This is a genomic window from Myxococcus sp. CA033, assembly GCF_013336625.1.
Classification (GTDB): Bacteria; Myxococcota; Myxococcia; order Myxococcales; family Myxococcaceae; genus Myxococcus; species Myxococcus llanfairpwllgwyngyllgogerychwyrndrobwllllantysiliogogogochensis.
The window spans coordinates 30,492-49,176 of sequence record NZ_JABUMU010000013.1; the positions used below are offsets into that span (position 1 = coordinate 30,492).

15 protein-coding genes are annotated in these 18,685 nt (G+C 69.4%); 6 read left to right on the top strand and 9 right to left on the bottom strand.

All coding sequences use genetic code 11. From position 1 onward, the window contains the following. Nucleotides 1-79: 79 nt before the first annotated feature. Nucleotides 80-1,390 (top strand): sigma 54-interacting transcriptional regulator, encoded by a 1,311-nt coding sequence (locus HUA78_RS26755; RefSeq protein ID WP_174456007.1) that lies wholly within the window; start codon nucleotides 80-82, stop codon nucleotides 1,388-1,390. Nucleotides 1,391-1,451: 61 nt separating this feature from the next. Continuing rightward, nucleotides 1,452-2,372 carry a hypothetical protein gene (locus HUA78_RS26760; protein ID WP_174456008.1) on the top strand — a complete coding sequence of 307 codons (921 nt, stop codon included), beginning with the start codon at nucleotides 1,452-1,454 and terminating at the stop codon, nucleotides 2,370-2,372. Nucleotides 2,373-2,712: 340 nt separating this feature from the next. Here HUA78_RS26760 and HUA78_RS26765 read toward each other — a convergent pair whose 3' ends face one another. The 3 genes from HUA78_RS26765 to HUA78_RS26775 all read right to left on the bottom strand — a co-directional run bounded on the left by HUA78_RS26765 (nucleotide 2,713) and on the right by HUA78_RS26775 (nucleotide 6,056). After that, nucleotides 2,713-3,942: a hypothetical protein gene (locus HUA78_RS26765; protein WP_174477423.1), complete on the bottom strand. Its 1,230-nt coding sequence runs from the start codon at nucleotides 3,940-3,942 to the stop codon at nucleotides 2,713-2,715. Nucleotides 3,943-3,979: 37 nt separating this feature from the next. After that, nucleotides 3,980-5,176, bottom strand: coding sequence for a hypothetical protein (locus HUA78_RS46660; protein WP_254623919.1), 1,197 nt, complete (start codon nucleotides 5,174-5,176; stop codon nucleotides 3,980-3,982). A gap of 343 nt (nucleotides 5,177-5,519) precedes the next feature. Continuing rightward, nucleotides 5,520-6,056 (bottom strand): GNAT family N-acetyltransferase, encoded by a 537-nt coding sequence (locus HUA78_RS26775; RefSeq protein ID WP_141643967.1) that lies wholly within the window; start codon nucleotides 6,054-6,056, stop codon nucleotides 5,520-5,522. Nucleotides 6,057-6,341: 285 nt separating this feature from the next. Here HUA78_RS26775 and HUA78_RS26780 point away from each other — a divergent pair, with 285 nt between their 5' ends. Beyond that, complete coding sequence (locus tag HUA78_RS26780; protein ID WP_174460288.1) at nucleotides 6,342-6,971, top strand: DUF3575 domain-containing protein; 630 nt, start codon at nucleotides 6,342-6,344, stop codon at nucleotides 6,969-6,971. Nucleotides 6,972-6,999: 28 nt separating this feature from the next. On the opposite strand, the gene HUA78_RS26785 is transcribed toward HUA78_RS26780, so the two are convergent. Then, a complete protein-coding gene (locus HUA78_RS26785; RefSeq protein WP_174460289.1) occupies nucleotides 7,000-8,247 on the bottom strand; it encodes a phospholipase D-like domain-containing protein in 1,248 nt (415 codons plus the stop codon). A gap of 425 nt (nucleotides 8,248-8,672) precedes the next feature. On the opposite strand from HUA78_RS26785, the gene HUA78_RS26790 reads away from it, so the two are divergent. Next, nucleotides 8,673-9,230, top strand: coding sequence for a hypothetical protein (locus HUA78_RS26790; RefSeq protein WP_254613997.1), 558 nt, complete (start codon nucleotides 8,673-8,675; stop codon nucleotides 9,228-9,230). Between the two features lie 176 nt (nucleotides 9,231-9,406). After that, nucleotides 9,407-9,574, top strand: coding sequence for a hypothetical protein (locus HUA78_RS26795; protein ID WP_174456011.1), 168 nt, complete (start codon nucleotides 9,407-9,409; stop codon nucleotides 9,572-9,574). Nucleotides 9,575-9,665: 91 nt separating this feature from the next. On the opposite strand, the gene HUA78_RS26800 is transcribed toward HUA78_RS26795, so the two are convergent. The 4 genes from HUA78_RS26800 to HUA78_RS26815 all read right to left on the bottom strand — a co-directional run bounded on the left by HUA78_RS26800 (nucleotide 9,666) and on the right by HUA78_RS26815 (nucleotide 15,345). Next, nucleotides 9,666-10,889 (bottom strand): ABC transporter permease, encoded by a 1,224-nt coding sequence (locus HUA78_RS26800; RefSeq protein WP_141643964.1) that lies wholly within the window; start codon nucleotides 10,887-10,889, stop codon nucleotides 9,666-9,668. Between the two features lie 12 nt (nucleotides 10,890-10,901). After that, nucleotides 10,902-12,128 carry an ABC transporter permease gene (locus HUA78_RS26805; RefSeq protein WP_141643963.1) on the bottom strand — a complete coding sequence of 409 codons (1,227 nt, stop codon included), beginning with the start codon at nucleotides 12,126-12,128 and terminating at the stop codon, nucleotides 10,902-10,904. 97 nt (nucleotides 12,129-12,225) lie between these two features. After that, entirely contained in the window at nucleotides 12,226-13,377 is a 1,152-nt protein-coding gene (locus tag HUA78_RS26810) for a cysteine desulfurase family protein (RefSeq protein WP_174477424.1), read from the bottom strand. Nucleotides 13,378-13,389: 12 nt separating this feature from the next. Then, nucleotides 13,390-15,345, bottom strand: a complete 1,956-nt coding sequence (locus tag HUA78_RS26815; RefSeq protein WP_174460290.1) for a lysyl oxidase family protein — start codon at nucleotides 15,343-15,345, stop codon at nucleotides 13,390-13,392. Between the two features lie 260 nt (nucleotides 15,346-15,605). Between HUA78_RS26815 and HUA78_RS26820 the strand changes: the two genes are divergently transcribed. After that, the gene (locus tag HUA78_RS26820; protein ID WP_174477425.1) at nucleotides 15,606-17,351 is read left to right on the top strand and encodes a DHA2 family efflux MFS transporter permease subunit; all 1,746 of its coding nucleotides are present in this window, start codon (nucleotides 15,606-15,608) and stop codon (nucleotides 17,349-17,351) included. Nucleotides 17,352-17,358: 7 nt separating this feature from the next. Here the strand turns inward: HUA78_RS26820 and HUA78_RS26825 are convergent, their stop codons facing one another. Then, on the bottom strand, nucleotides 17,359-18,528 hold the full coding sequence (locus HUA78_RS26825; protein WP_174477426.1) for an adenylate/guanylate cyclase domain-containing protein: 1,170 nt from the start codon (nucleotides 18,526-18,528) through the stop codon (nucleotides 17,359-17,361). Nucleotides 18,529-18,685 lie beyond the last annotated feature (157 nt).

Below are 18,685 nucleotides of genomic sequence, written 5' to 3' on the forward strand. Positions count from 1 at the left end.
GGCACGCGACTGACGGGTGGCGGCCTTTCCGGGCCGTGCTACCGTCCATGGGGTGTCAGTGCCGCCGGATGACGACGAGATGAACCTGGATGCCACGGCCACGTTGACGCGGGGCCGGGCCGGCCAGGTGAAGATGGTGCTCAAGGTCCTCTCGGGCCCTGACTCCGGCAAGGTGCATCCGCTCAAGCAGGGCGTGTACACCGTGGGCAAGGCCCCCACGTGCGACATCGTCCTGGATGACAAGGCCGTGTCGCGCCAGCACCTCCGCCTGGAGGTGCATGACGAGCACGTGGTGGCCACGGACCTGGACTCGCACAACGGCTCCTTCTGCGAGCGGCTGCGCTTCACGTCCCTGGAGCTGCGCCCCGGCATCGTCATCACCCTGGGCACCACCGAGCTGAAGCTGATTCCGGAGGACACCCGCGAGCGCTCGGTGCTGCTGTCCTCGAAGGACCGCTTCGGCGCGCTGGTGGGCAACAGCCGGAAGATGCGCGAGGCCTTCACGCTGCTGGAGCGGCTGGCCCCCGGCGGCGCGGACGTGCTCATCCAGGGCGAGACGGGCACGGGCAAGGACTTGTGCGCGGAGGCCATCCACCAGCAGAGCCCGCGCAAGAAGGGCCCCTTCGTCATCGTGGACCTGGCGGGCGTGCCGCCCACGCTCATCGAGAGCGAGCTGTTCGGCCACGTGAAGGGCGCCTTCACCAGCGCGCAGGGAGACCGCGCGGGCGCCTTCGAGCGCGCGCAGAATGGCACCGTCTTCCTGGACGAAGTGGGCGAGCTCCCGCTGGAGCTTCAGCCTCGCCTGTTGCGAGTGTTGGAGCGCCGACAGGTGAAGCGCGTGGGCGCCAACGACTACCAGACGGTGAACATGCGCGTGGTGGCCGCCACGCACGTGAATCTGGAGCAGGCGGTGACGCAGGGGAAGTTCCGCCGGGACTTGTTCCACCGGCTCGCCGTGCTGCGCGTGAGCCTGCCGCCCCTGCGCGAGCGCCCGGAGGACATCCCGGTGCTCATCGACCACATGCTCCAGACGACGGGCCGTCCGCCCAGCGCGCTGTCGGACCAGACGCGCGCGCTGCTCGCCCAGTACCCCTGGCCCGGCAACGTGCGCGAGCTGCGCAACGTGGTGGAGCAGGTGATGAACCTGGGCGAGGAGGCCCTGCCGGATTTGGAGTCCTCCGGCGAGGGGAGCACCAAGGTCGAGCTGGACCTGCCCTTCAAGGAGGCCAAGGAGCGGCTCATCGAGGGGTTCGAGCGCGACTACCTGAAGAACCTCCTGGAGCGCTGCGAGGGCAATATCTCCCGCGCTTCCCGCGAGGCGGACATCGACCGTGTCTACTTGAAGAAACTGCTGCGCAAACACGAGCTGGATGCGGGGCGGGAGACTTAACGCCCGGCCGGTTTCCGGGTAGGTTGGCCTTCCACGCTCTCCCTGTGCCCAGGAGCCCCCCGTGAGTGTCACCCTGCCCCCGAACCTGGCGAGGACCCCCGTCGAGCAGTCGCGCACCGGAGTCGTGCGCGTGCCCGTCGCCGGCCCCTCGGCGGAGACAGAGACACAGCCCGCCGCCCCCGTCGCGAAGCTGGAAGAGCAGCCCGCTGACGCGTACGGCGCGCAGGAAGCCTCCCGGCAGGCCTGGTCCCAGCGCTTCACCGCTCCCGCCGCCGCGGGCGAGGTCTCCCCCGCAACGGCCCGGATTGTCAGCTGCGTGAAGGACATGGCCGAGGCCGCGCCGGCGCTGGGCGGCTGGGATGAGGACAAGGACCCGTCGGTCCTGGAGCAGACCAAGGACGCCAACTGCGGCTCCGCGGTGGCGGTGATGCTGGGCAAGGCGAAGGGCACCGGGACGACGGCCGCCGCGTCGGACCAGCAGACCATGGACGCCCTGGAGTCGCGCTTCACCGACGGCAACGGGACGACGGCGCACGAGCTGTCGAACATGATTGCCCACGAGGGCGCGCAGGTGACGCAGAGCGCCTCCACGTTCGACCGGGGGCTGATGGACGAGGCCCTGAAGCGCGACGGCAAGGCCGCCGTGCTGGTGGACTCCAACAAGGTGGACCCGTCGCTGAAGGACGCCGGCAAGGGCCGCGCGCACTGGGTCACCGTGGATGGCAAGGACGACCAGGGCAAGTACAAGGTGAAGGACCCTGGCACCGGCAAGACTGTCTCCCTGGATGCGGGCGAGCTGGAAGACGCGGTGGGCACCAGCTGGCGCGAGCACCAGGGCGGCGGAATGCTCGTCATCGACAAGGCCGAGGGCACCACCGAAGCGCAGCGCGCGGAGCAGGGTGGCCACAAGGTCGCGGCGCTCGGCAACACCGAGGGCGGTGGCTCCCGGTCCAAGTCGAACTTCGCCCGCGAATCCTCCTGACGGAGAGGTCGCGAGCGGAGGCCGAGACGCTGTTCACCTCCGTGCGGTTCGATCCGGTGGCGGACCTGGCGCTGCGTCCCCCGATGCTCCGCGCCTGAGCGCGGGAGTCGACTTCAGACTGAGGGAGAAGTCGCGAGCGGAGGCCGAGGCGCGGTTCACCTCCGTGCGGTTCGACCCGGTGGCAGACCTGGCGCTGCGTCCCTCGTCGTTCCGCGCCTGAGCGCGGGAGTCGCTTCAGACTGAGGGAGAAGTCGCGAGCGGAGGCCGAGGCGCGGTTCGACCCGGTGGCGGACCTGGCACTGCGTCCCTCGTCGTTCCGCGCCTGAGCGCGGGAGTCGCTTCAGACGTGGAGCATCGCCACGGCCTGGAGGCGCAGGAGCTGTTTCGCCAGCTCCTGCACGCGCTCCACTTCCGCGTCACCCAACGGCTTGCGCAGCGCGTTCTTGAGGTCCGTGGCGGCGCGCAAGAGGAACTGCCGCACCTGCGCGTTGCCGAGCATCGGATTGAGGCGGCGCAGGTGGCCCACCAGCGCGCCGAGCTGCGTCAGCGTCAGGCCGGCGACCATGACCTGCGTCGCGGTGCCCTCCTCGGGAGACAGCGCGACGGCGAGCTGCAGCGGCGACAGCAGGAGCGAGCGGGTGAACTCCGGCTCGCAGGGAAGCTGGAGGCGGGCGCACTCGGCCGCGAGCGGTCCGGTGTCGTGGCCGGAGATGACGGGCTGGATTCGCGCGGCCTCGTAGCGGGTCAGCACCTCTTCGTAGCGCGCGCGGGCCTGCTTGCCGGAAGGTGAGCGCTGGAACTCATCGAAGGCCGCGTGGATTTCCTGGCGGAGCGTCTGGAGCAGCAGCGCGTCGTCGGCGGTGACGGGCAAGCCGAGCGATTGGGCCAGGAAGTTCCGGTCATCGGACTGGACGCTGACGAGCCTCCAGAACTCGTACGTGACGGAGCTCTCGCTGAGGACCACCGGGAGGGTGACGACGCCCTGGCGGCCGGGGTTCTCCAGGAACGTGGCCAGCTTCTGTTCGACCTCGGTGAGTCCTCGGACCAGCCGTTCCAGCACGGCGCCGCGGAGCATGGCGCGGCCTTCGAGCGCGCCGCGTGCGTCCTCTCGGGTTCCCTCTTCCGCGACGTCGCGCTCTCGCGGGGACTCGGTGGGGACGGCAGGGGCCTGACGCGCGAGCTTCTCTTCCGGGAGTCGCGGCGCCTGTGAGGGATTCGAAAGGGACTGGGGGTTGGGCGCGGAGGGGGTGGTGCCTCGGGTGGTGCCGGGTGCCAGCCCTTCCGGAGTCCCTCGAGGAGAACCCCCGGCCAGTCCCTCCGCGGAGCCGCGCTGGGTGCCGGACTCCATCCCATCGCGATGGACGCCACCCTGCGCGCTGTCCTTGTCGCCCTCGGTGGGGCGGGCACCGGCGCGTCCTCCGGTGGCAGGCTTCCCGGTGGGTCCCTTCGCGGCGGGCTTGTTCGAGGACCTGGCTTCAGCGGGCTTGGACTGCTCGCGAGCGGCCTCTTCCCTGGCCTGCCGGGCGGGGACCCCGGGTCGGGGGACATTCTGGGGCCAGCGGACACTCATGAGGGCGAGGGGGCCGACGCGGGGGCGTCGAGGTGGCTCAGGTCAGGTTCTTCAGGTGGACGACGAGGTTGCTGTCACCACTTCCCAGCGTGCTCGCGTCGTCCTTGGGGATGACGTAGCCCTGGTCCGCGCCGACGTGCTTGCGGAAGAAGTCTACCACCGACGAGTCCTGCACATCCGAGGTGGTGGTCTTCTTGATGCCGTACGCGGAGCCGTCCGGTCCCTTGGCCTTCACGGCGTCGGGGGCGGAGGAGAGCAGGTTGTCGAGGGTTCCCGACTTCCGGCCACCACTCTCCGGCTGCATCGTCATGGAGGTGTTGTGGCCCTCGATGTAGCTGACGTCGTAGTAGGTCTGACCCATTCCGCCGTTGAACTTCACCTCACCGAGCGTGGCGTTCTTGCCGTCACCGGCGTCGCTGCGGAAGTTGCCGGACCAGCCCTCGGGGAACTTCACGGTGCGGCTCTCGCCGGGCTGGAGGGTGACGGAGTCGACGGCCTTCTCGCCCGCGTTCGGGGTGAAGTTCACGGTCATCGGCTTGTCGCCGTCGTTGTTGAGCGTGAGCGTGTTGCCGTCCTTCTTCACGCCGTTGGGCTGCGCGGCCTTCTGGCTCGCGTCGACCGCCGTGGCGCCCGCAGCGGGCTGCTCGGTGGGCGTGCTGGCGAGGGCCTTCTGCTGGGGGACGGGCGCGCCTGGCATTGGGGGCAGCATGCTGTCCGGAATGCCCGTCTCCGCGCCCAGGTCGGGCACACCGCCGAACTGCGCGCCCTCACCACCGAGGTCAGGCACACCGCCGAACTGCGAGCCCTCACCACCGAGGTCCGGGATGCCGCCGAAGGAATCGAGCCCGGCCGGCGGAGCGCCCGCGACAGCCTGATCCGCCAGCCCGCCCATGCGCGGCGCGCCCTCACCCATCGAGCCAGGGTTGCGCACTCCGCCCACCCGGCCCAGGGGAGCGGAGTCGCCGAGCTTACCCGGGCCGCCCTTGTCGCCACCGAGCGCCTGCGCCAGCTCGCCCAGGGACTGCACCTGCGCGGCGAGCATCTTCACGAGCTGCTGGAGACCCTCGGCGCTCTTGAGGCCACCCGAAGACTCGAAGCCATCCTTCTGGAAGAGCGACTGGACCGAGGACTCCTTCGTGCGCGGGGGAATCGCCTGCGACGACAGCTCCGTGCGGGCAGGGAGCGAAGGAGCGGAGAGGGAACCAACGGGGCGGGAGATGGGGGAGAGCGCCATGACGATGTTCCTCGGGGGATGGGTGGCGAAGGGACCGGGTGAGGTCAGCCGATGCAGGACCCTTGAGCACATGGTGTGCCAGGGTCTCCACCCAGGGCCGCATGGGCCAAGCCCCCGGAAACACGGAGGAAGCACGAGACGCCGAGCCCGAAACAGGGGCGGGCCTGATGACAGACGTCGGGGGGCTGATGACCGTGGTCATCAGGGCGGCGACTCAACGGGGCTTGGGCGAACGCGCTCCAGCAGTGAGCGCGGCACGAGTCCCAGAGTCGATACAGCGAGGAGCAGGCTCCCTCGGGCGCGAAGCAGCGAGCGCGCGGCTCCGAGCCCGAAGGTGCGCTCGCTAGTGCGTGGTCTCCTTGAAGCGCATCACATACGCCTCCAGGTACACGCTGGGCAGGTCGAGGTCGCCCGAGGGCTCACGCAGATAGCCACGGGCCATGTACATACGAACAACCCCGGTCGCGCCGCGACGGACATGCAGGCACACGGCGTCGACATCCCAGCGTCGAGCCATCGCCTCGGCGGAGTCGAGCAGGAGCTGCGCCAGCCCGGAGCCATGGAACTTCACGGCGGTGGCCAGTCCTCGCAGGTCCACTGCGCGAGGCAGCCAGGCTTCGGAGCCAGGAGCATCCGGGGGAAAGAGGGCCACGGTGCCCACGATTTCGCCCTCCACTTCGGCCACCAGCAACGTGGCGATTTTCCGACGGGCGGCCACGTCCCGCAGCTCCCGCTTTCGCTCGTCGGTGTAGACGACGTCGGGGAGCTTCTTCGCGTACTGCGAGGTGAAGGCTTCAATCAACAAGTCACCCACCGCCACGTCATCCTCGGGCCGTGCCTCGCGGATGACGGCCCTACCCACCAAGTCCCGGATGCTCATGCGCGCAGCCATTACCACGCGCACGTGTGACGCGCCTCCGTCCCGCGTCCCGCTCCAGTCCGCCCCTTAAGCGGAGGTTGAAGCGCACGTGAGCGAGTCATGCGACACCGACGACGCGGCTTCACGCTGAGCGAAGACTCGGGTGGGGCCGTGCCTGCCACCGGGCCAGCGCGGCAGGGCGAGGTGGCTTTCGCGCTTGTGCAGAGCGCTGCGCAATCCGCGCACCCCCGGTGTTGTCATCTCGCGCGGTTGCATCCGGCACACCGCTTGCCTTGGGGCGGCGCCATGATTTTCCACACCCGTCGACTCGTCATCCTCACGGTGCTCTTCGTCATGCCGGGCTCGACCTTCGCCCAGGAGAACGACACCCCCGGTCAGCCCCTGCTCATCGAAGACACGAGACAGGACACCGCGTCGTGGGGCACGGCGCTCCACTTCGGGTTTCACGGCCACTCCTTCGAAATGGATGAGGGCCCCACGCGGACGCCCGTGTTCATGGTGAACATGGAGCAGCAGTTGCAGCCGGCCTTGACGGTGTTCGGCGGCACGCACTTGGGGCTCGACATCAACGCCGTGGGCCTTCAGCTCGGCAGCCGCATCTACTTCAGTCAGCAGTCCTTCCTGGGCGCCTTCGTGTCGGCGCAGGCGAGCCACACCCTCTTCGACCTGGACGAAAACACGGAGGGGACTCGCACCTCGCTGAGTGGACTCGTGGGCTACGCCCATCCATTCGGGGACCGGTGGCACTTGTCGGTCAGCGCGGGAGCCCAGACCACGCATACCCGGACGGAGACCACGCGCGAGGTCACCCGCTGCTTCCTCATGATCTGCGAGACCACGGACGTGATGGAGAAGGTCGAGGAGCAGGAAGCAGTGGAGCCCCTCGTCCAGATGGCGGCCACCTTCCGCTTCTGACCGGGGCAAACCGCTCACCCTGGGTTCGTCAGAGATAGTCGCCGATGAAGCCAGGGAGCTGTTCGCCCAGGCGCTGCAGCAGGCCGCGGCGGCGCCACCCATCCCAGTGAATCTCCCGCGAGTGACGCAGGTCCTTCTCGAACGCGGCGGCGAGCCGTGCAGCCAGCGCCTCGTCCTCCACCACCAGCGAGCACTCGTCCGACGTACTCAGCGCCAGCGGGTCCAGGTTCGTCGAGCCCACCACGGACAGGTCCTCGTCCACGAGCATCGTCTTCGAGTGCATCATCGACAGCTCGTACTCCCAGATGCGCACGCCGCCCTCCAGGAGCCGCGCATACGTCGCGCGCTGCGCCGCGTGCACGGGCGCGATGTCGTGATGACGCCCGGGAACCACCACGCGCACGTCCACGCCCTGCTTCACCTTCTCCAGCAGCATGTCGCTGATGGCCTCGGACGGGATGAAGTACGAGTTGGCGATCCACAGCCGCCGCCGCGCCGCCGCGATGGTGAGCAACGTCATCCGCCGCGCGTCGGAGAGGAACCGGTTCTGCGTGCTCGCGACGAAGCCCGCGCGAGCCCCACCGCGCACGGCGAGCTCCGGAAACGCCTCCACCGGAAGGAAGTCCCCACCCGCCTCCTGCCAGTTCTGGGCGAAGGCCACCTGCATGTCCCGCACGACAGGCCCTTCGACACGCACGCTCATGTCCCGCCAGAACTCCTCCCCCTCCGCATCACCGAGCCAGCTCTTCCAGATGCCAAAGCCCCCGGTGATACCCACCTCGCCATCACGCACCACCAGCTTGCGGTGCATGCGCGTCTTGATGCGCGCCGCATCGAGTGACGGCAGTGCCCCCTGCATCGGCCGGAAGACGCGCACCTCGCAGCCCGCGTTCGACAGCTCCATCCCCACGGGCTCGAAGTTGACGCTGCCCAGCGGGTCCACCAGCACGCGACACGCCACGCCGGGATGCCGCTCGCGAATCGCGCGCACCAACTGCTCCGACGGCTCTCCCGGACGCCAGATGTAGCTGGCGATGTGGATGCTGGAGCGCGCGGCGCGAATCTCCGCCTCGAGCACGTCGAACACGTGCCCGTTCTCCACCAGCTCCACGCCATGCCCGGGGGCCAGCGGAACACCGAGCGACTGGAAGAACGCGAGCGAGCGCGTCTCTCCCGCTCCGGTGGGCAGAGAGCGCAGCCGGAGGTCATGCCGATGGTTCGGAGCAGGGCACCCGGCGACGAGCAACGCGACGAGCACGGAGCAGGCCAGCTTCACCGTCCGAAGCTAGTGGCTCCCCGCCCGGTCGGCACCTGCCACCGGACACACCCCGGGCCGTCCAGCCGCCAACACCTCGGGACGAGCACAGTGTGCGACGCAGGGCACTCGGGCCATGTGCCCGGTGGAGCCAGGGCCCGCGAGTGAGCACCCTCCTCGTCCGCACCCGGCCCGCGAGCCCCATGCCAAGACCGCCTCCGAGAGCACCTTTCCTCCTGAGCACCTGGCTCCTCGCGCTCCTGCTCGGAACCCCCTCCGCGTCCGCGTCACCAGGCCACTTCGCCGCGGACGCACCGCTGCGACGAACGGATCCGCGCGATACGAACGCCGAGGGGCCACGCGCGCCGCGCGACCCACGAAGCGCCCTCTCCCTCCGCGATGACACCACCTCCGCGGCAAGCCCCGACGGAACGCGCCTGCCCGGCATGAGCGGTGTCCCCGTCCCCTCGGCCCCGGAAGACCTCCCGCTGTCCACGGGCGCATGGGTCGCCCACGGAGGACTGGCCCTGCTGCCACTCAGTGGCGTGTGGGGCGCGACGCGCGTCGGCGGTGACACGCGCCTGGGCGCCACCGCGTCGGAGACCGCCGCTGGAATGCTCGCGGGCTACCTGCCCTCACGCCTGCTCTTCCTCCGACCCACCACGCCGGGCGGAGGACGCTGGGCGGACCTGGAAGTCGCCGCATTCGGCGGAGGACTCCTGTTCACCCCGCCCCTCGCCGCGCTCGGCACCTGGGGAATGGGCGAGCTCGCCTTCGGACGCAGCCAGGACCAGACCGACGCCTACCTCGGAGCACTCGGCGGAGCGGCCGCGGGCACCCTGCTCGCCGCCGCTGTCGACGGCCTGCTGTCCAAGCTGGCCGAGCCCAGCACCCGCCTCAAGAGCGCACGCGCCCTCATCGGCCTCGCCCTCATCGGCGCGGGTGCGACCCTCGGCTACCAATGGGCCGGCGGTGGGCCTCGCTCCAACCAACACACTCGATAGTTACAAGCGCGCCACACCACCGCTTTGAGCAGCGATGTCTCACCGGCTCGCTGCGTGCGAGTCTTTCCGGCAAAGCCACACGCCCAGAGCTATTCTTGATTTCTTAGTTGTTATCAATTGCGTTCAATACCATGCTTGCCGGGCCGTACAGACACGCAGTCTGGAGACACACCCCCATGTCGGCTCTCAAGAACCTCCGTGTTGCTGCCGCCCTCACCGCGCTCGTCGCTGTCTTTGGTGTGACCACCGGTTTCACGACCGAGGCCCCCAAGTCCGAGTGCGCTCCGTTCTGTTACAAGCACCCCATCACCGGCCAGCTCATCTGCACCGGCCCCTGCCCGTAATTCCCGGGGTCTAGACGTTCAAAGGGGCCCTGTCCGCTGTACGCGGGCGGGGCCCCTTTTCGTGGGACACGGCGGGACTGCGGGTGGCGCATTACTCCGTGCGCATCGCCTCCACGGGGTCCAGCTTCGCGGCGCGAGCGGCCGGATAGATTCCGAACCCCAGCCCCACGCCGCTGCTCATCGCCAGGGCCACGCCCACCGCCCAACCCGGCACCTCGGTGGGCAGGCCGAGCACCCAGCGCGCCAGGTGCGCCAGCCCCACACCCAGGGCGACTCCCAGCACTCCGCCGGTCAGCGACAGCACCACCGCCTCCGTGGCGAACTGCGCGAGGATGCGCCGCTTCTTCGCGCCCAGCGCCTTGCGGATTCCAATCTCCCGGGTCCGCTCCGTCACCGCCACCAACATGATGTTCAGGATGCCAATGCCGCCCACCAGGAGCGACAGCAGGCACACGCCGAAGCTGGCCACGGAAATCACCTGGGAGATGTTGTTGAACATCTCCGTGGAGCTCTCGTTGGAGAACACGAAGAAGTCGTCCGCCTCCAGCGGCTTCAGCCCGTGACGCCGCCGCATCAGCACCGTCACCTCATCCTGCGCCCGCTTCAGCACCTCCGCCGAGTGCGCCTGCACACTCACCCGGAAGTTGTTCAGGCCGTACAGCGGACGGAACGCCGTCAGCGGCATCATCACCGTGTTGTCCTGGCCGCCACCGCCCAGGAAGCTGCCCTTGCGCTTCGTCGTCCCCACCACCGTGAAGTTGCGGCCCTGCAGGCGGAACGTCTGCCCCAACGGCTCCATCCCCGGCCACAGCGTGTCCGCCAAATCCGGCCCGATGACCGCGACGCGCCGGCCATCCAGGTACTCGGTGTCCGTGAAGGCGCGGCCGGTGGCCACCACCACGGAGTTCGTCTGGAAGTACTCCGGCGTCCCGGACCACACGCCGATGTTGGCGCGCGTCTCGCGCTGCTGCGTGGACAGCTTCTGTCCACCCTTGGAGTCCTCCCCCGCCGCCGTCAGCACCGAGGGCAGCTCGCGGATGGCGTCCAGGTCCTCGAAGGTGAACCGGGGCCGGCGCGACAGCTCCGCCAGGGACAGGTTGCCCGCGCCGAAGGGCAGCCGCTGCACCTGGAAGCAGTTGGCGCCCAGCTCGGACAGGTTCTCGTTCACCTGGTTCCGCAGGCCCTCGATGAGCCCCATCATCGCCACCACCGTGGTGGCGCCGATGACGATGCCCAAGAGCGTCAGGAAGGAGCGCAGCGGGTTGGAGACGAACGTCCCGAACGCCAGCCGCAACGTGTCCAGCAACGCCATCATCGCGGTGTCTCCTCAGTCATGGCGGAGCGCTTCCACGGGGTCCAGGTTCGCCGCGCGCGCCGCGGGCCAGATGCCGAACAGCAGGCCCACCGTGGCGGCGAAGCCCACGCCCGCCACCACCGTCAGCGGCTCCACCGCCGCCGCCAGCGGCGTGATGAACGACACCGTCTTCGCCAGCCCCAGCCCCACCAGCGTCCCCAGGGTGCCGCCCACGGCGGACACGCTGGAGGCCTCCAGCAGGAACTGGATGATGATGGTGCGCTTCTTCGCCCCCAGCGCGCGGCGCACGCCAATCTCCCGCGTCCGCTCGCGCACCGACACCAGCATGATGTTCATGATGCCGATGCCACCCACCAGCAGCGTGATGAGCCCCACGCCCGTCGCCGCGCCGTACAGCGCACCGGTGAGCTTGGCGTACATGTTGGCGAGCTGCTCGGGCCGGTTGATGGCGAAGTCGTCCTTCACCCCGGGCGGCGTCCCGCGTGCGCGGCGCAGCGCAGCGGTCATATGGTCCACCACGTCGAGCGTGTTTTCGGGCGAGTCCACCGACACCATGATGTTGGGCGAGTTGCGCTTGCCGAAGTGCTCCTGGAAGGTGCGGTACGGAATCAGCACCGTCATGTCCTGATTCTCACCGAGCACGGTGCCCTTGGGCTCCAGCGTGCCCACCACGCGGTAGGGCCTGCCCGCCAGGAGGATGCGGTGGCCCACGGGGTCCAGCCCGGGGAACAGCGTGCGCGTCAGCTCCGCGCCGATGACGACCACCGGCGAGCGCGTGTTCACATCCGCGTCGGTGAGGAAGCGCCCCTTGTCCACGGTGTAGGAGGAGATGATGGAGTAGTCCGCCGTGGTGCCCGCGGCCAGCACGCCCGTCATGCGCCGGTCCAGGAAGCGCACCTCCGCCCTGTCGTAGAAGATGGGCGCCGCCGCCACCACGTGCTCCGAGGACTGGAGGATGGCGGGTATCATGTCCACGGTCAGGTTCTTCCGGTTGCGGTACTCCCACCAGTCACCGCCCATGGCCCAGGGGAACTTGGACACCTGGATGGTGTTGGCGCCGATTTGCGCGAGCTGGTCCGCGAAGGACTGGTTGATGCCCTGGATGATGCCGACGATGGCCAGCAGCGTGCAGACACCCACGCCAATCCCCACCGTCGTCAGCACCGTTCGCAGGCGGTTGGCTCGCAGCGAAAACAGCGCGATGCGCCCGCCCTCCCACACGTCGACCCTGATGCTCACGTGAAACACCCTCTCGCGTCGGCGGTGGCGCCGCACCGGCGGCACGCTCCGGTACCACGCCCTACGCCGGAAGCGGGGCGATGATTGCACGGAGATTTCAGCCCGCCACCTGTCTCCACCCGCGCGCCAGTACAACCACCGCCTGATCCACTTCTTCCGGGGAAGTGTCGGGCCCCAGGGAAAGGCGCACCGCGCCCAGGGCGTCCGCTTCCGGGATTCCCATCGCCCGCAGGACGGGCGAGGCGGACTCACCCCCATCGTGACACGCCGACCCCGTCGACGCGGCCACCTCCGGCGTCGCCGCCAGCACCGCTCCACCCCGCACCCCTGGGAAGCGCACATGGAGCGTGTTGGGCAGCCGCTCGGCCCCCTGCCCGCTCAAGGTGACGCCCGGCACCGCCTCGCGAAGCCCCGCCCACAACCGCTCCCTCAGGGCCCCGAGCGCCGCGCTCCCACCCCGCGCCAGCCGCCTGCCCGCCAGCTCACATGCGACGCCCAGCCCCACCGCGTACGGCACATTCTGGGTCCCCGGCCGCAGCCCGCGCTCCTGGCCTCCGCCGAGCGTCACCGCGCGCAGCGGCGTGCCCTCGCGCACGTACAGCGCGCCCACGCCCTTGGGGGCTCGCAGCTTGTGCCCCACCAGCGTGAGCAGGTCCACGCCGAGCACATTCACGTCCACCAGCACCTTCCCCACCGACTGCGCCGCGTCCGTGTGTACGGTGGCGCCGTGACGGTGGGCCCGCGCGGCGAGCTCCGCCACCGGCTGCAACACACCCGTTTCGTTATTGGCATGCATCAGTGACACGAGTGCGGTTTCCGCGCCCTCCGCGTCCAGCGCGCGCTCGGCGTCCTCCACGCGCACGCGGCCCTCGGCGTCCACCGGCAGCCACGTCACGCGCCAGCCGCGCCACTCCAGCGCGTCGCAGGGCAGCGTCGTGGCGGGGTGTTCGATGGTGGAGGTGAGCAGGTGGCGCCGCTCCGCGCGAGCCTCGGCGGTGCCCCGGATGGCCAGGTTGTTGGCCTCCGTGCCGCCGGAGGTGAAGAGGATTTCGGAGGGCTTCGCGCCGATGAGCGCGGCCACCTGCGCGCGCGCCATCTCCAGTGCCTCATGGGCGCGGCGTCCGTACGGGTGCGCGCTGGACGGGTTGCCGAAGTGCTCGCGGAGGTACGGCAGCATGGCGTCCACCACCTCCGGGTCCACGGGGGTGGTGGCGTTGTGGTCCAGGTACAGCGGGCGCTCGGGGCTCATGGCCCCGCAGGATTACGGCAGCACCGTGACGGTGTCTCCCTCCAACCGCACCGGGAAGGCCACGGTGTTGGGGTGGACCGTTCCCTCCTCGACGATGTCCCGGGTGTCCACGCTGACCTGGAACGAGTACGTGCCGTCCGCCACGTCGGTGATGTCCACCCACTGGCACGGGGTGTCGAGCGTGTAGATGTCCGACCAGCCCGCGGAGATGCCCATGGGCTCGTGGAAGGTCGAGGCCGCCGCGTCCGAGCAGTAGCTCTGGACGTCCACCAGATAGTAACCCTGCTTGCGCCCCGTCATCACCGCGTTGCCCGCCGAGTCGCGCAGCTCGTACGCGGCGAAGTTGGTGAGGTGGTCATGCCCGTGGCACTCGTCGAAGACGTAAAGGTCCGGGTTCTCCTCGATGGGCGGGAGGACCGCGGCCTTGTTGCCCAGGTTCTGGATGGAGGTGCTGAAGCGCAGGAGCTTGCGGCGACCCGGCGCGAGCACGCACTGCTCCTTCACCTCGCAATCCTCCTCCTCGAAGTTCCTCCACACCACATGCACCGTGCGCTCGAGCACGTCCTGGTCCACGGTGAGGTCCGGCTTGCCGTTCACCTCGTCCACCTGGAGTCCACAGGCCTGGGGCGACGGCAGGTGCGGTGGCGTGGCGGGCGTCGCGGGCACCTGCCCTCCGGCATGGATGGACACCTCTCCCATGGGCACGTCGAGGATGTCCCCGAACTCGGTGGTGGCCACCACCAGGTCATCGTAACCGTCGCCGTTCAGGTCCCCGGGCACCGCGATGGAGTAGCGCCGGTAGGTCCCATAGCCGCTGGGGACCGCGTCCGCGCGCGGCCAGGCCCAGACGGGGTGCATCGACTGGGAGATGCCGTCCTTCGGTGAGAAGAGGTACAGCCGTCCCGAGGAGTGCAGCACGAAGTCGTTGCGCACGCCGTCCCCATCCATGTCCCCCACGGAGGCCAGACCGGCGAAGCTGCTGACGTAGGGGAACGCGGGGTCGCCCTGGGTGGACCAGGCGGGCGTGGGGGAGAAGGTGCCGTCCGGCTGGGAGAAGTGGAACTGGAACGGGCCCGACTCCGAGAACGCGAAGGTCTCCGGATGTCCGTCGCCATTCAGGTCCGGGTGGAGGTTGCCGCGTCCGACCAGGGTCTCGATTCGCCAGGGTTCGGCGGAGATGGGGCCGTCGCACGCGAAGGCGCTCCCGGGCTTGCAGCCCAGGAAGTAGCCCAGGTTGCCACCGCCAAACCCCAGCGACACGTCCTCGGCCCCGTCTTTGTTCAGGTCTCCCACGAACGAGGCCCTCAAGTACCCCGTGCGCGTGCGAGCGAGAGTGAACAGACCGCCCTCTCCTCCCGCCCCTGGCGTGGACAGGTAGAAGCGCTGCGAGGCGCTGTGATTGGCGACGAGGTCGTCGAGCCCGTCGCCATTCAGGTCCACGAACAAGCTGTTCTGGAAGGTGCCATTGCCTGGCACGCGAAAGGACGGCGCGGACAGCATCGCCGCCAGGTCCGCCTGGCCCAGGAAGACGGAGACGCCGTAGCGGCCATACACGAGCAGGTCCGCGTAGGCATCTCCATTCACTTCGCCGGACTCCACGCGGAGCTGTTGTCCGGAGGCGTTCGGGTGCGTGTTCTGCCAGCTCAGCGCGGCGGACACGGCCTGCGTGGAGAAGAACTTCTCCTGCCCCACGAAGATGGACAGGCGTCCCGGGTTGCGTGAGCTGACGAGCAGCTCCTGACAAGCCTGCGAGCTCACCGCCAGATCCTTGCGACCATCTCCATCGAAGTCCGCGAGGGCCACGGAGCTGCCGAAGCACTCGTCGGGGAAGCTTGGGTCCGCCTTCACCTGCCACAGCGGCGTCTCGGAGAGCGTGGGCTTCGGCACAGGAGGCGGCTCCTCGTCCTTGCAACCCACCAGCGACGACAGCAGGCACACGACGACCAGCGACCTCGAGGACACACGCATGAGCGACTCCTCTGTGACCAGGAACAGGATTGAAGGCAGACGCATCGCGGGCGTTCCTCTCGAGCGCCGGGGGGTAGAGGGGCCCAAGGCTATTCCCGCGGCCCCGCGACTGCTGCCAGATGCTTGTCCCATGACCAGCATCTCTCCACGCGCCAGGCGTCTGTCATCTCGCCAACGCGACCTGTGGGAGCGCTGGCACATCACGCGGACAGCGCCCAAGTTCGCGCGAACCCTTCGCACCGAAGGGCCTTCTCGCGAACATGGCTCCGTCCGCCGCGCCCACGTCTCCGGATGCAGCGCCTGCCGCGTTCCCCGCGTTCACCCGCGCACAGAAGGTCTTCACGATGCTGGGCGCGCTGCTCGGGCTGCTGCTCGCGGCGCTGGACCAGACGATTGTCGCCACCGCGGGCCCGGCCATCCAGGCGGACCTGGGGATTTCTCCGGCGCTCTACCCGTGGCTCACCACGTCGTACCTCGTCGCCTCGACGATGATGGTGCCCGTGTGGGGGAAGCTGTCTGACCTGCTCGGCCGCCGCGCGGTGCTGGCCGCGGGCATCGTCGTCTTCCTGCTCGGCAGCTTCCTGTGTGGCGTGTCGCGCTCCACGGTGTCGCTCGTCCTGTTCCGCGCGGTGCAGGGGCTGGGCAGCGCGGCGCTGTTCACCGGCGCACTGTCGGTCGTCGCCGACCTCTTCCCGCCCCGCGAGCGCGGCAAGTACCAGGGCCTGTTCGGCGCGATGTTCGGCCTGTCGAGCGTGGTGGGCCCGCTCGCCGGTGGCTTCATCACGGACCGGCTGGGCTGGCACTGGGTGTTCTTCATCAACCTGCCGGTGGGCACGGTGGCGCTCGCGCTCGTGCTGCTGCGCATGCCGAAGCTGCGGCCGGAGGGCGTGTCCCGGGGGAAGCTCGACGTGACAGGCGCGGTGCTGCTCGCGCTGGCGGTGGTGCCGCTGCTGCTCGCGCTCAGCCTGGGACGGGGCTCGGACCAGGTGGCCCATGGGGGCGGCTGGGCGTGGGGCTCATGGCAGGTGCTGGGGATGTTCGCGCTGGCGGCGGCGGGCACGGCGCTCTTCATCCGCGAGGAGCGACGCGCGCGGGAACCCCTGTTGGACTTGAAGCTGTTCCGGCAGAGGACGTTCGGCCTGGGGAACGCGGCGGTGTTCATCATCGGCGCGGTGTTCCTCTCGGGCGTCGTGTTCCTTCCGCTGTTCATGGTGAACGTGGTGGGGCTGTCGGCGACACACTCGGGGCTGACGCTGACGCCGCTGACGTTGGGCGTGGTGGCGGGCAACGTGCTGAGTGGACAGCTCGTGTCGCGCCTCGGCCGTTACAAGGGGCTGATGCTCGGCTCGCTCGTGTTGCTGATGGTGGGCTTCACGGTGATGGGCTTCACGCTGACGCCGGACTCCACGCAGGCGGAAGTCACGGTGAAGATGGTCCTCGTGGGCGTGGGCCTGGGGCCGTCGATTCCGCTCTACACCCTGGCCATCCAGAACTCGGTGTCACCGCAACAGATTGGCGTGGCCACGTCGGCGGCGACGTTCTTCCGACAGCTCGGGATGACGCTGGGCGTGGCGCTGATGGGCGCGGTGTTCGCGACGACGCTGTCCCATGAACTGGGGACCCGCGTGGCCAGCGCCACCGAGGGACTGCCACCCCAGCTCCGCGCGGAGCTGGTGTCCGAGGTGCCTGGCGCGGGAGGCGAAGGGGGCGCGGCGCGAACGGCCTTCCACGCGGAGGAGGTGAAGCAGCGGGTGCGCGCGGAGCTGGAAGCCGAGCGTCAGCGGGTGAAGGCGTCGGACAGCGCGGTGGCGGGTGTGGACGCCCAGGAAAAGCGTGCGCTGGAGGCCGTGGACCGGACGGACCGGGCGCTGAAGGAGTCCTTCACGCGCGCGGTGAAGGCGGTGTACCGCTGCGCCATCCTCGTCGCGTTGCTCGCCTTCCTGGTGACGCTGCGACTGCCGGAGCAGCCGCTGCAACGCGGGAGGGTGCGGACACCGGCGAAGTGAAGGGCGCTCACGCGAAGGTGCGCGCGGAGGACTCCGATTCGAGCGTGTAGATGTGCACGGGGTGGGGCACGCCCTTGACGGGGTGGTGGCCCAGGTCCTTCACGCCGCCGCGGTAGTGGGCGACGAAGGACTCGGAGAGCAGCACGGGCACGTTGTGCCCCGCGCACAGGCCGGCGATGCGGCTGGCCAGGTTCACCGCGGGGCCAATGACGGTGAAGTCGAGCCGGTCCGAGGCGCCAATGTTCCCGTACATCACATCGCCCACGTGGAGCGACGCGCCGAACTCGTAGGGCGTCAGGCCCTCGCGGCGACGGTTGGCGTTGTCGCGCGCGCAGACGGCCACCGCCTGATGGATGGTGCGCGCGGCGGCCTCGCACCGCTCCTCCACCGGCGAGTTCTCGTCGATGCGGTAGATGGCCAGCACCGCGTCGCCCATGAACTTGAGCACCTCCGCGCCGTGAGAGTGGAAGGCGCTGACCATCGTCTCGAAGTAGGCGTTGAGCAACTCCAGCAGCGCATCGCGAGGCAGCGCGTCCGACAGCGCGGTGAAGCTGCGCAAGTCACTCAGACAGATGACGGCGGACGTGGTCTCTCCGTCACCGCGTCGAATCTGTCCCTGGAGGATGCGTCGGCCGGTGTCGCGGCCCAGGTACGTGTCGAGCAGCACGCCCGTCATGTCCCTGCGAGCGATGACCTCCAGCACCAGTTCGAGCAGCGGATGCAGCGCCTGGAGCATGGCGCGGTGTGCGTCGGTGAAGCCTCCGGGCGCGGACGTGGACCAGGAGACCGCGTGGCGCGAGCCGTCGCTGAAGCAGACGGGCAGCGCGAGGTACTCGGTGAGGCCCTCCGCGCGCAGCTCGGCGAACATGGGGAAGTCGTCCTCGCCCAGAGGCGTCTCCAGCCGACGGTCGATGATGGGCAGCCCTTCTTGCAGGGCCTTGAAGGGGCTGCGCGAGAAGGCGGGCAGGTGCTGGAGGCCGTGGGGGTGGACCTCCGTGGTGCCGTGTTGACCGGGGCGCCAGCGGAAGCTCTTCGCGTGGAGGAGGGGGTGCAGCGTGAAGAGGACGATGGACACCCGGGACAGCGGCACGCCGAGCGCGAACAGGCGCTCGCACAGACCTTCGAGCAGCGGGGCGGGACTCGCCAGCCGCCTCGCCTCCGAGGTGAGCCAGTCCATCACTTCCCCGGCAGGGGTATCGCGGCGAGGCCGCGAGTCTCCAGCAGTCACAGTCACGAAGCACTCACCACTTCCCCGGCGGGGCCGTGCCGGGAGAAGCGTCACGGAACCATGACGTCACCAGGGCGTCAACGACGTGCCAGGGGAGCGGGCAGCC

Bases quoted from the DNA above. Each gene is read 5' to 3' on its own strand.
- HUA78_RS26790 (WP_254613997.1), top strand. From the start codon at position 8,673: ATGAGCGGTGTCCCCGTCCCCTCGGCCCCGGAAGACCTCCCGCTGTCC.
- HUA78_RS26795 (WP_174456011.1), top strand. From the start codon at position 9,407: ATGTCGGCTCTCAAGAACCTCCGTGTTGCTGCCGCCCTCACCGCGCTC.
- HUA78_RS26815 (WP_174460290.1), bottom strand. From the start codon at position 15,345: ATGCGTGTGTCCTCGAGGTCGCTGGTCGTCGTGTGCCTGCTGTCGTCG.
- HUA78_RS26775 (WP_141643967.1), bottom strand. From the start codon at position 6,056: ATGAGCATCCGGGACTTGGTGGGTAGGGCCGTCATCCGCGAGGCACGG.
- HUA78_RS26825 (WP_174477426.1), bottom strand. From the start codon at position 18,528: ATGGACTGGCTCACCTCGGAGGCGAGGCGGCTGGCGAGTCCCGCCCCG.
- HUA78_RS26780 (WP_174460288.1), top strand. From the start codon at position 6,342: ATGATTTTCCACACCCGTCGACTCGTCATCCTCACGGTGCTCTTCGTC.
- HUA78_RS26800 (WP_141643964.1), bottom strand. From the start codon at position 10,889: ATGATGGCGTTGCTGGACACGTTGCGGCTGGCGTTCGGGACGTTCGTC.
- HUA78_RS26765 (WP_174477423.1), bottom strand. From the start codon at position 3,942: ATGAGTGTCCGCTGGCCCCAGAATGTCCCCCGACCCGGGGTCCCCGCC.
- HUA78_RS46660 (WP_254623919.1), bottom strand. From the start codon at position 5,176: ATGGCGCTCTCCCCCATCTCCCGCCCCGTTGGTTCCCTCTCCGCTCCT.
- HUA78_RS26810 (WP_174477424.1), bottom strand. From the start codon at position 13,377: ATGAGCCCCGAGCGCCCGCTGTACCTGGACCACAACGCCACCACCCCC.
- HUA78_RS26755 (WP_174456007.1), top strand. From the start codon at position 80: ATGAACCTGGATGCCACGGCCACGTTGACGCGGGGCCGGGCCGGCCAG.
- HUA78_RS26820 (WP_174477425.1), top strand. From the start codon at position 15,606: ATGGCTCCGTCCGCCGCGCCCACGTCTCCGGATGCAGCGCCTGCCGCG.